The organism is Sphingopyxis sp. Root1497 (assembly GCF_001427085.1).
GTDB lineage: Bacteria > Pseudomonadota > Alphaproteobacteria > Sphingomonadales > Sphingomonadaceae > Sphingopyxis.
The window spans coordinates 1,096,925-1,110,182 of record NZ_LMGF01000005.1 but is presented as its reverse complement, the minus strand read 5'-3'; the positions used below and the strand labels follow the sequence as shown (position 1 = coordinate 1,110,182).

General features: G+C 66.1%; 10 protein-coding genes. 6 read left to right on the top strand and 4 right to left on the bottom strand.

What is annotated here, in order from left to right; all coding sequences use genetic code 11:
* Window positions 1-56: 56 nt before the first annotated feature.
* The 3 genes from ASD67_RS19745 to ASD67_RS19735 form a co-directional block, all read right to left on the bottom strand.
* Window positions 57-707, bottom strand: a complete 651-nt coding sequence (locus ASD67_RS19745) for a DUF4893 domain-containing protein (RefSeq protein ID WP_056350787.1) — start codon at window positions 705-707, stop codon at window positions 57-59.
* Window positions 708-954: 247 nt separating this feature from the next.
* Complete coding sequence (locus ASD67_RS19740; protein WP_056350785.1) at window positions 955-1,740, bottom strand: 3-hydroxybutyrate dehydrogenase; 786 nt, start codon at window positions 1,738-1,740, stop codon at window positions 955-957.
* Between the two features lie 27 nt (window positions 1,741-1,767).
* Window positions 1,768-2,928 carry a patatin-like phospholipase family protein gene (locus tag ASD67_RS19735; protein ID WP_056350783.1) on the bottom strand — a complete coding sequence of 387 codons (1,161 nt, stop codon included), beginning with the start codon at window positions 2,926-2,928 and terminating at the stop codon, window positions 1,768-1,770.
* Between the two features lie 149 nt (window positions 2,929-3,077).
* Here ASD67_RS19735 and ypfJ point away from each other — a divergent pair, with 149 nt between their 5' ends.
* The 3 genes from ypfJ to ASD67_RS19720 are packed head-to-tail and all read left to right on the top strand — an operon-like array spanning window position 3,078 to window position 5,931.
* Complete coding sequence (ypfJ, locus tag ASD67_RS19730) at window positions 3,078-3,986, top strand: KPN_02809 family neutral zinc metallopeptidase (RefSeq protein WP_056350782.1); 909 nt, start codon at window positions 3,078-3,080, stop codon at window positions 3,984-3,986.
* The gene (locus ASD67_RS19725) at window positions 3,959-5,248 is read left to right on the top strand and encodes a metal-dependent hydrolase family protein (protein ID WP_056350780.1); all 1,290 of its coding nucleotides are present in this window, start codon (window positions 3,959-3,961) and stop codon (window positions 5,246-5,248) included. The genes ypfJ and ASD67_RS19725 overlap by 28 nt, the downstream gene beginning before the upstream one ends.
* The gene (locus ASD67_RS19720) at window positions 5,245-5,931 is read left to right on the top strand and encodes a hypothetical protein (protein WP_056350779.1); all 687 of its coding nucleotides are present in this window, start codon (window positions 5,245-5,247) and stop codon (window positions 5,929-5,931) included. The genes ASD67_RS19725 and ASD67_RS19720 overlap by 4 nt, the downstream gene beginning before the upstream one ends.
* Window positions 5,932-5,936: 5 nt before the next feature.
* On the opposite strand, the gene ASD67_RS19715 is transcribed toward ASD67_RS19720, so the two are convergent.
* Window positions 5,937-6,626, bottom strand: coding sequence for an HPP family protein (locus ASD67_RS19715; RefSeq protein WP_327197035.1), 690 nt, complete (start codon window positions 6,624-6,626; stop codon window positions 5,937-5,939).
* A gap of 163 nt (window positions 6,627-6,789) precedes the next feature.
* On the opposite strand from ASD67_RS19715, the gene ASD67_RS19710 reads away from it, so the two are divergent.
* From ASD67_RS19710 to ASD67_RS19700, 3 genes are all read left to right on the top strand, one after another.
* The gene (locus ASD67_RS19710; RefSeq protein WP_056350777.1) at window positions 6,790-8,862 is read left to right on the top strand and encodes an alpha/beta hydrolase family protein; all 2,073 of its coding nucleotides are present in this window, start codon (window positions 6,790-6,792) and stop codon (window positions 8,860-8,862) included.
* Between the two features lie 158 nt (window positions 8,863-9,020).
* Window positions 9,021-11,726 (top strand): valine--tRNA ligase, encoded by a 2,706-nt coding sequence (locus ASD67_RS19705; RefSeq protein ID WP_056350774.1) that lies wholly within the window; start codon window positions 9,021-9,023, stop codon window positions 11,724-11,726.
* Entirely contained in the window at window positions 11,723-13,192 is a 1,470-nt protein-coding gene (locus ASD67_RS19700; protein WP_235535748.1) for an MATE family efflux transporter, read from the top strand. The genes ASD67_RS19705 and ASD67_RS19700 overlap by 4 nt, the downstream gene beginning before the upstream one ends.
* Window positions 13,193-13,258 lie beyond the last annotated feature (66 nt).

The following is a 13,258-nucleotide window of genomic DNA, read 5'->3' as shown; positions in this document are numbered from 1 at the left end:
TGTCTCGACTTCGCTCTACACGAACGGGGATTATAGGCTCGTTTTGATAATGGTTGTCAGCTTTCCGGCACCAGTTCGATCACGTCGACCAGCGATTCATACGCCGGCGCGGGCAGCACCAGCCGCCAGCGATTGTCGCCGATCCGCTCGACCAGCCCCGCCATGTCGCGCATCCGGTCGCTGCCGTAATTGACTGCCATCTTCTCGTCGCCGAGTTCGAGCGTGCCGAGGAAGACCTGCCGCGTCAGATTGTCGGGAAAGATCAGCCCGACCGGCCGCTGCGACCCCGTCAGCTTGACCAGGCTCGAAATCCCCTGTTCGGCCGCCACGCGGCAACGAAACCAGCCATAGGCGATATAGCCGAGCGTCCCGCCGCTCTTGGCGCCGACCTTGATCGTGCGGCATTTGTAATCGCCCGCGGGCAGATGCGGATTGGGCAGCGCCGCGGTCGGGTGCAGCAAAATACCCTCGCGGTCGATCTGCGCCCCGAACCCCTTGGCGCGCGCATCGGCCAGCGCGGCTTCCCAACTCGAATACCAGTTCCGGACGCGCCCCTTGTCCTGCTCGGTCGCGGTCGAACGCCAGCCGCCCTCGGTCGCGGGCGGCGGCACGTCGGCGACCGACGGCGGAATTTTCGGCACCGTGTTGCACGCGGCGAGCGTCGACGCCGCCAGAATGCCCCCGATTATCGATGTACGACCCCACATTGCTCCGTCTCTCCTGTCCGGTTCGGCGTTAACCTTAGGGGGCGAAGGGAGAATGCTCAAGGCGGATGCAAATTCCTTCTCCCCTTGAGGGAGAAGGATACNAAGCGAACTAGCCGCAGTTGGATGAGGGGTCGCGAGCCTTTGGCTCGCGCGGTCGCTTGCGACCGCAACCCCTCACCCAGCTTCGACTAGGCAGCAAGCTACCAAGTCTTCGCAACCCTCTCCCTCAAGGGGAGAGGGTTAGCGATTACGCCGCCGTCCACCCGCCATCGACGCTCAAATTCGCCCCCGTGATATTCGCCGCCTCGTCGCGCGTTAAAAACGCCGCGAGCGCCGCGACCTGTTCGATCGTCACGAACTGCTTCGTCGGCTGGCCCGCGAGCAGCACATCGTTGATCACCTGCTCGCGCGTCATCTTGCGCGCCTTCATCGTGTCGGGAATCTGGTTCTCGACCAGCGGCGTCCACACATAGCCCGGGCTGATGCAGTTCGCGGTGATCCCCGCATCGGCGACTTCCAGCGCGACCGTCTTGGTCAGCCCGGCGAGGCCGTGCTTCGCGGTGACATAGGCCGATTTGAACGGCGAGGCGACGAGCGAGTGCGCCGACGCGGTGCCGATGATCCGCCCCCAGCCCTTCTTGCGCATCCCGGGCACGGCGTGGCGGATCGTGTGGAACGACGCGGTCAGGTTCAGCGCGATGATCATGTCCCATTTTTCGACCGGGAAATCCTCGATCGGCGACACGAACTGCATCCCGGCGTTGTTGACGAGGATGTCGACCCCGCCGAAATCCTTGTCGGCGCGCTGGAACATGTCTTCGATCGCGTCGGGCTTGGTCAGGTCGGCGCCGTCATAGGCCGCCTTGCCGCCGTTCAGCACCTCCAGCGCCGCGCGCTCGGCCTCGATCGCCGCCGCCTCGCCGAACCCGTTGATGATGATATCCGCGCCCGCCGCCGCGAACGCCTTGGCGATGCCGAGTCCGATGCCCGAGGTCGAGCCGGTGACAAGGGCGGTTTTGCCTTTGAGGTGCATGATGAATTCCTTTGTTGGGGGGAGATTTTACCCTGTATTTTCCGTGGTCCGTTTCGGAACCAGACCGTCCGATTGCACCGCGAAGCTCTCCGACCGCCCCTCGGCGATACTTTCCGCGAGCAGATGCCCGTCCTTCATCGCCGCCTCGACCGCCTCCCGGCCCTGCGCCCAATTGGCCTCCACGGCGATCCGCGAAAACTCGAAATCGCGCGCACCCGTCTGCCATTTCAAAGGGTTATGCACCAGCTGCACGACATTCAGCGCCTTGCAATCGACCATCTTGCGCACCGCCCGAACCTCCGGCAGCTCGCTCACGCCCGGCGGCAACTTCGCCAACATCCGGTCGATCAACCGATGCTCCTTCCGCCGCCGCACCAGTCCGTCCGAAATCCGCCGCGTCCGGCTCGAAAACCGGATATCCTTCTCGCGCGACCAGGCTTCTTCCAGATCGTGCGGCCGCTCGCCGCGCGCCGGGAACAGGTCGACCTGGAACACCAGCATATCCTCATGCGCCGCCTCGACGACATGTTCGAGCGGGGTGTTCGACACGAGACCCCCGTCCCAATACCATGTCCCGTCGATCTCGATCGGCGGCAACCCCGGCGGCAGCGCGCCCGATGCGAGGATATGCCGCGCGTCGATCCGCTCGCTCTTGGTATCGAAGTATCGGAAATTCCCGGTCTCGACCGCGACCGCCCCCACCGACAGCCGGACATTGCCGTCGTTGAGACGGTCCCAGTCGACCAGCCGGTCGAGCGTCGCGACCAGCGGCGACGTGTCATAGAAACTCACCGCGCCGGGCGTCTGCCGTTCGGCCAGCGCCGGCGGCGGCCAGCGCGGCGTGAAGAACCCCGGCACCCCGAACGCCATCACCTGCCCCGCCGCCGCAAGGTGGTTCCACTCGCGCGCCATATCGTTGTCGGGGATCGGCAGCGACGGCAGCGCCGACGACACGCCGTCCCAGAACTCGCGAAGCTTGCCCACCGCCTCGTCACGCTTGTTGCCCGCGATGATCGCGGCATTGACCGCGCCGATCGAAATTCCCGCCACCCAGTCGAGTTCGATCCCAAGCTCGATCAGCGCCTCATAAACCCCCGCCTGATAGGCGCCGAGCGCGCCGCCACCCTGCAGCACCAGCACGACGAGGTCGGGCAAAGGCAAGGCGGCTTTGGCAGCGCGGCGCGGCATGGACTCGGGGGCATCCTTCGGTCGGGGGCGCTGATTGGTGCACCGCAACACGGCGTATTGCAAGGCGGACGATGCGAAGCCCCTTCCAATTGCGGCGGGCTACTGCCACAAACGGACAGGACCTGACTTTTGCGCTGGAGACCCCCGAAATGCGCCTCGACGATTATGATCCCGGCGACGATATCCGCGACCTCGGCCGCGGCGGCGGCGGATTTGGCGGCGGCGGGGGCGGCGGCGGCATGGGCGGGCTGCTCATCGGACTGCTCCCGATGCTGCTCGGACGCAAGATGGGCTGCGGCACGATCCTGCTGCTCGGCGCGCTTGCTTTCATGTTTTTCGGTGGCGGCATGAATATGTTGTCGGGCGGCGGCGGCACCGTCGATCCACAGGCCGACAGCCGCGGCGGGACCAACGTCGCCTGCGACACGGCGGCCGAGAAATTCGCGTGCAACGTCTTCGGCTCGACGCATCAGGTGTGGGGCAATCTTATCAGCAATTACCAGCGCCCGACGCTCAATTTCTTCACCGACCAGAACCGGTCGGGCTGCGGCGCCGCGCAGGCGGCGATGGGTCCCTTCTATTGCCCCGCGGATCAGGGCGTCTATCTCGACACCGCCTTCTTCAACGAACTGGCGCAGCGTTTCGGCGCCGCGGGCGACGCCGCGCAGGCATATGTCGTCGCGCACGAAGTCGGTCACCATATCCAGACGATCACCGGTATTTCGGACAAGGTCCGTCAGGCACAGCAACGCGCCTCACAGGCCGAAGGCAATGCCTATCAGGTGCGCATGGAATTGCAGGCCGATTGTTATGCCGGGGTCTGGGCGAACCGCGCGCGCAACAGCGCCGGCCAACCCGTGATGGAACCCGGCGACCTTGAAGAAGCGATGACCGCCGCAAATGCGATCGGTGACGACACGCTGATGCGCTCGGCGGGCCAGCGCCCGGTCCCCGAAAGCTTCACCCACGGCACGAGCGAACAGCGCATGAGCTGGCTGCGTCGCGGCCTGCAGACCGGGGACCCCCGCCAGTGCGACACCTTCAGCGCCGCCATCTGATCGCCGCCGCAGCGGCGACCCTTCTGGTGACTTCCGCCCCGGCGGCGGCGGAGACGCTCTATGTCACGGCGGGGCGGCTGATCGACGGCGTCACCGACGAAGTCCGCACCGGTCATTGCATCACGGTTGAGGGCGAGCGGATCAAGGAGGTTGCACCGTGCGGCAAGGCGCCCGACGGCGCCAGGGTGATCGACTGGTCGGCCTACACCGTGCTGCCCGGCCTGATCGACCTCCACACCCACCTCGCCGACCTTGGCCAGAGCGCCGACCTCGCCGCGCCGATGAAGGCGTCGCCCGCCGAAACCGCGCTCGTCGGCGCGCGCAACGCCCGCGTGACCCTCGACGCCGGGTTCACCAGCGTCCGCGACGTCGGCACCTATCGCGGCCTCACCGACGTGACGCTGCGCAACGCGATCGAGCGCGGCGACGTGCCGGGTCCGCGCATGTGGGTCGCCGGCGCCTATCTCACCATCCCCGGCGGCGGCGGCGAACTCAACGGCGTCGTCCCGAACGATCAGTTGCCCGCCGACATGCGTCTCGGCGTCGCGGCGACGCCCGAGGAAGCGGCCGCTAAAACGACCTACCTGCTCGACCATGGCGCCGATTTCATCAAGACGATCGCGACCGGCGCGGTGCTCGCGATCGGCACCGAACCCGGCGCGCCCGAACTGACGCCCGAGCAGCTCCGTGCGATCGTGAAGGTCGCCCATGCCCGCGGCAAACGCGTCACCGCGCACGCCCATGGCGCGATCGGCATCCGCAATGCGATCGAGGCCGGGGTCGACAGCATCGAACATGCCAGCCTCGCCGACGAAGCGACGCTCCGCCTCGCCAAGCAGCACGGCACCTGGCTCGCGATGGACATCTACAACGGCGATTATATCGACGACATCGGGACCAAGGAGGGCTGGCCCGCCGAATATCTGCGCAAGAACCGCGAGACCACCGATGCCCAGCGCGCGGCGTTCAAGCGCGCGGTCGAGTTGCAGGTCAATATTGGCTTCGCGACCGACGCCGGCGTCTATCCGCACGGCCTCAACGCCCGCCAGTTCGCCTATATGGTGCGCTATGGAATGACGCCGATGCAAGCGATCCAGTCCGCCACCGGCCGCGCCGCCGAGGAAATGGGCCGCACCGACATCGGCGTCCTCGTGCCGGGGCGCTATGCCGACATGGTCGCGGTCAAGGCCGACCCGCTGACCGACATCCGCGCGCTCGAAAAGATCGATCATGTGATGAAGGGCGGAGTACTGATCCGATGATCCGCGCGCTGGTCGTCGCCGCGCTGCTCACCACCTCGACGCCCGCGGCGGCGCAATATGGCGACGATGAATGGGTCTGCACGGCCAGCGCCAAGGGCAGCCGCGGCGCGCATGTCGATATCACCGCGCAGGTCGACAGCGACGGCGAGATATGGTCGCGCTCGGTCAGCTGGGCGCCGCCGATGCTCGACGCCAGCACGCCCCAATATCAGGATTTGGGTCACCCCGGTCTCGTCATCCAATATGACGATGCGGACGCCGAGGCGATCGGCGCATTGACGGGGGCCATCGGCGACGTGTCGAGTGTCGGCGGCCCCAACGGCGCGCTCCGGCGGCTGACCATGTGGGTCTTGTTGGACGGCGGCGACAGCTGGAGCGTCGAACCCGAACCGTTCGGCGTCGCCTACAAGATCGGCGGCAACCCCTTTCGCTACGCCTCGGCGCAGCTCGACGACACCGACTGGGATGGCGATCCCTATGAACGCCTGGAAACCGGGTCCGCTGTCACGCTATCGCTACGCGACACCATGGGTCGCCCGGTCGCACAGGCACGCTACGATCTCGGTGCGAAAGCCGAACGCGACCGCCTGTTCCGCTCGGCATGGCGCAAGTCCGAGACAATGGCCAAAAGCCGCAAGCAGTGCGACAAAGCCGGCGGGGGAGAGGCCGAAAGCGTCCCTTGAACGCCCTAGCTTTTGCCCATCCGCGACGCCGCATGAACCTCGGCGCGCTCGAGCAACAGCGCCAGATCCTCACGGCTGATGTCGAAGGTCTCGCCCAGATCGTCGAGCGCGGCGTCGATGTCCGCCATTTGCAGACCCAACGGCGCGGGAACCAGCGCCTTCCCGTCCACCGGCCGCGCGCGATGCGGATAACTGTGTCCCGAGAAGCGGTGAAAAAACATGCCGATCGCGACGAGGACGAGCGAATTGATCAGCACCGGCACGAGGAAGTCGACGACATGGCTGGCAAAGGTCGACCAGCCGAGCACCGCGCTCAGTGCGACCGCGCCGCCCGGGGGATGGAGGCAGCGCAGCAGCGACATCACCAGGATCGCGGTCGACACAGCCAGCGCGGCGGCGAGTGCCGGGGTCGATATCGCCTGCGCCACGACGATGCCGACGATCGCGGAGATGGCATTGCCCCCGACGATCGACCATGGCTGCGCGAGCGGGCTCGATGGAACCGCGAACAACAGCACCGCCGACGCCCCGATCGGCGCGATGATCCACGGCATCGACGCCGGAAACATCGCGGCGCAGATCAACCCGGCAAGGCCGATGCCCATCAACGCGCCGATGCTGCCGATCATCCGGTCGCGCAGGCTCGCGCCGGCGAGCAGCGGAATGAACAAACGACTCGGCTCGGGCTTCGACACGCAATTCTCCTTCGAGCGCGGGCCGATGGCGCCAGGGCGCCGACAAAGCCAGAGAGGATTGATTTGTCGTCGGCAAGCCCGCTTTTCCGTCGCCTCGAAAAAGGGACGGCGGCGACGGCCGCTTCGTCCTTGAACGCGCCCGCCGCATCGCTAAAGCCGTTGCATGCGTAACTTCATCCTGCCCAGCGCGATCGCGCTCGCCGCCGCTCTCTCCACCCCTGCCCTCGCCCGGCCGATGACCGAAGTCGACCTCGCGACGCTCAAGCGCGTCGCCGCGCCGACCGCCTCGCCCGACGGACGATGGGTGGTCTATCAGATGACCGAGACCGCGCCCGAGACGTATAAGCGTTCGACCGGACTGTGGGTCGTCGATCGCAACGCCAAGGATGCCGCGCCGGTCCGGATCGCCGATACCGCGGGCAAGAATGAAACTGACCCGGCCTTCCACAAGGACGGCATGCTGTTCTTCCTCTCCAACGCTTCGGGCAAGAGCCAGATCTGGCGCATCGACCTCCAGTCGATGAACACGCCGGCCGTGCAGGTGACCGATACCAAGGCTGACGTTTCGGGCTTCAAGATTTCGCCCGACGGCACCAAGCTGCTCGCCTGGGGCGACATCGCCAAGGAATGCACGACCTTCGGCTGCGACGCCAAGGACAAGGGCGCGCTGCCCGGACCCGGCACCGGCCGCCTGTACAAGGACGGCGTCGGCTTCGTCCGCCACTGGGACGAATGGGAAACCCCCGGCACCTACAGCCGCCCCTTCGTCTTCAACCTCGAAGGCGGGAAGGCGACGACCGAGCGCGCGGTCGACGCCGGCGTGACCGGCGATAGCCCGTCCAAACCCTTCGGCGGCGGCGAGGAACTCGCCTGGGGCACCGACAGCCGCACCGTCTATTTCACGCTGCGCAAGGCCGACCGGAATGAACCGATGTCGACCAACCTCGATATCTACAGCTGGCTGGTCGACAGCCGGATGATGCCGCAGAATTTGACCGAGGCGAATGCGGCGACCGACACCCTGCCCACCCCCTCGCCCGACGGCAAGTTTCTGGCCTACGCCGCAATGGCGCGCCCGACCTATGAGGCCGACCGCCAGGTGCTGATGCTGCGCGACCTGTCGACCGGCGAGACGCGCAAGCTGACCGACGCCTGGGATCGCTCGGTCGCCTCGATCGTCTGGGCCCCCGACGGCAAGTCGCTCTATGTCACCGCGCAGGATGTACTCGATCATCCGGTGTTCAAGGTCGATGCCAAGACCGGCAAGGTCGAAAAGCTCAAGGCCACCACCGACCAGTGGGAAGGCAATATCGGCGACGTCACCCCGCTGCCGGGCGGCGCTTTGCTCTACAGCCGCAACAGCATCGCCGACCCGACCGACCTGTTCGTCCGCGACGCCAAGGGCAAGGTTACCCGGCTGACCGAAGTCAACAAGGCGCAAATGGCCGAGATCGATCCCGTCGACGTCAAGCGGCTGCAATTCGCGGGCGCGAACGGCGACACCGTCTGGGGCCAGATCGTCAAGCCCGCGAAGGCCGAGGGCAAGCTGCCCGTCGCCTTCCTGATTCACGGCGGCCCGCAGTCGAGCTTCGGCAACGGCTGGTCGACGCGCTGGAACCCGCGGCTGTTCTCAGCACCGGGCTATGCTGCGGTGACGATCGATTTCCACGGCTCGACCGGCTACGGTCAGGCCTTTACCGACAGCATCAACAAGGATTGGGGCGGCAAGCCGCTCGAGGATCTGAAGCTCGGCCTCGCCGCGGCGGGCAAGCAGGATATGTCGCTCGACGTGACCAACGCCTGCGCGCTCGGCGGCTCCTATGGCGGTTACATGACCAACTGGATCGCGGGCCAATGGCCCGACGGCTTCAAGTGCCTCGTCCAGCACGACGGCGTCTTCGACGCCCGCGCCATGGCCTATGAGACCGAGGAACTATGGTTCGACGAGTGGGAGCATGGCGGCACCTATTACGACGTTCCGCAAGAATATGAAAAATGGAACCCGGTCAATCACGTGGCCAAATGGAAGACCCCGATGCTGGTAATCACCAGCGAAAAGGATTTCCGCATCCCCTATACGCAGGGCATCGCCAGCTTCACCGCGCTCCAGCGCCGCGGCATCCCGTCGCAATTGCTCGTCTTCCCCGACGAGAATCATTGGGTGCTGAAGGGTCAGAACAGCGTACAATGGTATGGCACGGTGTTCGACTGGATGAAGATCTACCTCAAGAAATAGCGCCGATTTCCTCTATCTCGTCACCCCGGACTTGATCCGGGGTCCCGCTACCGCCCTTCCAGCGACAAAAGCGGGATGCCGGATCAAGTCCGGCATGACGAGAATGGGATGGTTCCCCCTTGCCGCGCCGCACCATGGCTGGCAAAGCGCGGCGCATTATGCCGATGGAAAAAACATTCGATCCCGCCGCAATCGAGGCGAAATGGGCCCATGAATGGGAAAGCCGCGGGCTGTTTCGCCCCGCGCGCCCCGACGCGACACCCTATACGATCGTCAATCCGCCGCCGAACGTCACGGGCGCGCTGCACATCGGCCATGCGCTCGACAACACGTTGCAGGACGTCCTCGTCCGCTACGAACGCCTGCGCGGCAAGGATGCCTTATGGGTCGTCGGCATGGACCATGCCGGCATCGCGACGCAGATGGTCGTCGAGCGCCAGTTGGAGGCGCGGCAGGACAAGCGCACCAACTACAGCCGCGAGGATTTCATCGACAAGGTGTGGCAGTGGAAGGCCGAAAGCGGCGGCCAGATCACCGGCCAGCTCCGCCGCCTCGGCTGCTCGATGGACTGGAACCGCGAACAGTTCACGATGGACCCGCATTTCACCGCCGCGGTGGTCAAGGTATTCGTCGACCTCCATAAAAAGGGGCTGATCTACCGCGACAAGCGGCTGGTGAACTGGGACCCGAAGCTCAAGACCGCGATTTCGGACCTCGAGGTCGAGACGCACGAGATCCAGGGCGGCTTCTGGCACTTCAAATATCCGCTCGCCGACGGCGTCACCCTCGACGATGGCCGCGATTATATCGAGGTCGCGACGACGCGCCCCGAAACGATGCTCGCCGACATGGCGGTCGCGGTACACCCCGACGACGCGCGCTACCAAAGCGTGATCGGCAAGGACATTCTCCAGCCGATCACCGGGCGCCGCTTCAAGATCGTCGCCGACGAACATGCCGATCCCGAACTGGGTTCGGGCGCGGTGAAGATCACCCCGGGGCATGATTTCAACGACTTCGACGTCGGCAAGCGCGCGGGCTTCAAGCCCGGCGAGATGCTCAACATGCTCGACGGGGACGCGAACGTCATCCAGACCACCGATGGGCTGATCCCGGCCGAATATCTTGGCCTGCACCGCTTCAAGCGCGACGGCAAGGACGGCGCGCGCGAACTGGTCGTGGCACGGATGAAGGAAGGCGGCTTCCTGATCGCGTATGTCGACAAGGACGGCGCCGAGCATGACGCCGAGCCGCGCACGATCCAGACCCCGTTCGGCGACCGCGGCGGCGTGGTGATCGAGCCATGGCTCACCGACCAATGGTATGTCGACGCCGAAACGCTAGCGCAGCCGCCGATGGCGGCGGTGCGCGACGGGCGCATCAACATCGTCCCCAAGACGTGGGAAAAGACCTTCTTCAACTGGATGGAGAATATCCAGCCCTGGTGCGTGTCGCGCCAACTGTGGTGGGGTCACCGGATTCCGGCCTGGTACGCTGACGATGGTCGCATCTTCGTCGCCGAGACCGAAGAGGAAGCGCAGGCCGAAGCCGGCGCAGGTGTCGCGCTCACCCGCGACGAAGACGTCCTCGACACCTGGTTCTCCTCCGCCCTCTGGCCGTTCGCGACCCTCGGCTGGCCCGAAGACACCGACCTCGTCAAGCGCCACTACCCAAATGATGTCCTCATCTCCGGCTTCGACATCCTGTTCTTCTGGGATGCGCGCATGGCGATGCAGGGCATGGAGTTCATGGGCGATGTGCCGTGGAAGACGCTCTATCTCCACGGCCTCGTCCGCGCCCCCGACGGCGCGAAGATGTCGAAGTCGAAGGGCAATGTCGTCGACCCGCTCGGGCTGATCGACCAATATGGCGCCGACGCGCTGCGCTTTTTCATGGCGGCGATGGAAAGCCAGGGCCGCGACATCAAGATGGATGACGCGCGCCTCGCCGGATACCGCAACTTCGCGACCAAGCTGTGGAACGCCGCGCGCTTCTGCGAAGCCAACGGCATTTCGGCCTCGACCAGCTTCGAAGCCCCCGCCGCAACGCTGCCGGTCAACCGCTGGATCATCGGCGAAGTCGCCGCAACCGTCGCGGCGATGGACAAATCGCTCGCCGACTACCGCTTCGACGAAGCCGCGAACACGATTTACAGCTTCGCGTGGGACCGTTTCTGCGACTGGTATCTGGAGCTGATCAAGCCTGCCTCGAGCGAAGTCGAGAGGGGCGCGATCGACGACGAGACCAAGGCCGTCGCCGGCTGGGTACTCGACCAGATCCTCGTCATGCTCCACCCCTTCATGCCCTTCATCACCGAAGAGCTGTGGACCGGGCTCGGCGACCGCGCCGACTATCCGCTGATCACAGCCAAATGGCCTGCACCCGACGTCGCACGCGATGCCGAGGCGAGCGCCGACATCGACTGGCTGATCAAGCTCGTCGGCGAACTGCGCACCGCCAAGGCCGAACTCGGCCTCCCGCCGGGCGCCCGCCTCACCGCGCACTTCCCGCCGTCGCTCAGGACCCGCACCGACAAGCTCGCGGCGCAGCTCGACCGCCTCGCGCGGCTCGAAGCCGTCAGCTTCGACCCCGCGCCCGCCGGTGCGTCGGCGCAGCTCGTCGTCGAAGGCGAGACCATCACCGTCCCGCTCGAAGGCGTGATCGACATCGCCGCCGAACGCGACCGCCTGACCAAAGCGCTCGCCGCGGCGACGAAGGAACGCGACGGCCTCGCCGGCCGCCTGAACAATCCGTCCTTCGTCGAGCGTGCCAAGCCCGAAGCGGTCGAAAAGGCGCGCGCCGACCATGCCGCGAAGGACGCCGAGGCCGATCGCCTGACCGCCGCGCTGGCCCGCCTGGGGTGAGCGACGGCGAGGCACCCGTCACGCCGACGCCGGTTGCGGCCGCCGCCGACCCGGCGGCCAATCCCGTTCCGCCGCGCCAGACCGCACGCGGCGGCGGGCGGATGGACCTGACGACTGGGCCGATCGCCAAAACGCTGATTCTCTTCGCGCTACCGACGCTGGCGTCGAATATTCTCCAAACGCTGTCGGGTTCGGTCAACGCGATCTGGGTCGGCCAGTTCCTCGGCGAAAGCGCACTCGCCGCGACCGCCAACGCCAACATCATCATGTTCCTGATGTTCGGCGCCTTCTTCGGCTTCGGCATGGCGGCGACCGTGCTCATCGGCCAGTCGATGGGCCGCGGCGACGTCGACGCCGCGCGCCGGGCGACCGGCGGCGTCATCGGCCTCGCGCTGATCTTCTCGGTGGTCATCGCGATCGTCGGCTGGTTCGCGTCCGATCAGATACTGCACTGGCTGAAAACCCCGCCCGAGGCCTTTACGCTCGCGCACGACTATCTGCGCGTGACCTTCCTCGCCGTGCCCGCCTCGATGCTGTCGGTGACGCTGATGATGGCCTCGCGCGGCGCCGGCGATGCGGTGACGCCGCTGCGCTTCATGATCCTCGCCGTGGTGCTCGACATCGCCTTCAACCCGATCCTCATCCTCGGCCTCGGCCCCTTCCCGCGCCTCGGCATCGCGGGCAGCGCGCTGGCGACCGCCGTTGCCGGTACGATCGCGCTGATCGGCATGATCGGCTGGTTCTATGCGAAGAACCATGTCCTGCGCCTGCGCGGGCACGAGCTGTCCTACCTGCTCCCCAAATGGAGCGAGCTGCGCTTCATCATCGGGCGCGGCTTGCCGATGGGCGCCCAGATGCTCGTCATTTCGGGGGCCGGACTCGTCATGGTCGGGCTGGTCAACCGCGAGGGCCTCGTCACCGCCGCCGCCTATGGCGCGACGCTGCAGCTGTGGAACTATATCCAGATGCCCGCGCTCGCGGTCGGCGCCGCGGTCAGCTCGATGGCGGCGCAGAATATCGGCGCCGGGCGCTGGGACCGCGTGTCGTCGGTCACCAACAGCGGGATCGCGATCAATCTCGCGATGACCGGGGTGCTGATTGTCCTGCTGCTGCTCTTCGATCGCGCCGCGCTCGCGCTGTTCCTCGGCAGCGGCAGCGACGCGATCGATGTCGCGCGCAACATCCAATATATCGCGACCTGGACCTTCCTGCCCTTCGGCACGACGATCGTCCTCATCAGCACGCTGCGCGCCAATGGTTCGGTCGTGCCGCCGCTGATCATCCTGTTCCTGTCGATGTTCCCGATCCGCCTCGGCATCTATTATTTCGGCTACCCGCTGATCGGCAGCGACATATTGTGGTGGAGCTTCCCGCTGTCCTCGATTGCCTCGCTCGCGATGGCATGGGCGGTGTACCGGCGCGGCGGCTGGCGCGGCGCGATGAGAGCGCCAGCGGCGGCCGGTTGAGCCGGGCCGCGCTTTCGACCAACCTCCCCCCGCCTTCGACTGGCGGTCAGGTGACGACTCGCGCTA

Coding starts and splice junctions, on each gene's coding strand:
- ASD67_RS19745 (WP_056350787.1), bottom strand. CDS start 707: ATGTGGGGTCGTACATCGATAATCGGGGGCATTCTGGCGGCGTCGACG.
- ASD67_RS19740 (WP_056350785.1), bottom strand. CDS start 1,740: ATGCACCTCAAAGGCAAAACCGCCCTTGTCACCGGCTCGACCTCGGGC.
- ASD67_RS19735 (WP_056350783.1), bottom strand. CDS start 2,928: ATGCCGCGCCGCGCTGCCAAAGCCGCCTTGCCTTTGCCCGACCTCGTC.
- ypfJ (WP_056350782.1), top strand. CDS start 3,078: ATGCGCCTCGACGATTATGATCCCGGCGACGATATCCGCGACCTCGGC.
- ASD67_RS19720 (WP_056350779.1), top strand. CDS start 5,245: ATGATCCGCGCGCTGGTCGTCGCCGCGCTGCTCACCACCTCGACGCCC.
- ASD67_RS19710 (WP_056350777.1), top strand. CDS start 6,790: ATGCGTAACTTCATCCTGCCCAGCGCGATCGCGCTCGCCGCCGCTCTC.
- ASD67_RS19705 (WP_056350774.1), top strand. CDS start 9,021: ATGCCGATGGAAAAAACATTCGATCCCGCCGCAATCGAGGCGAAATGG.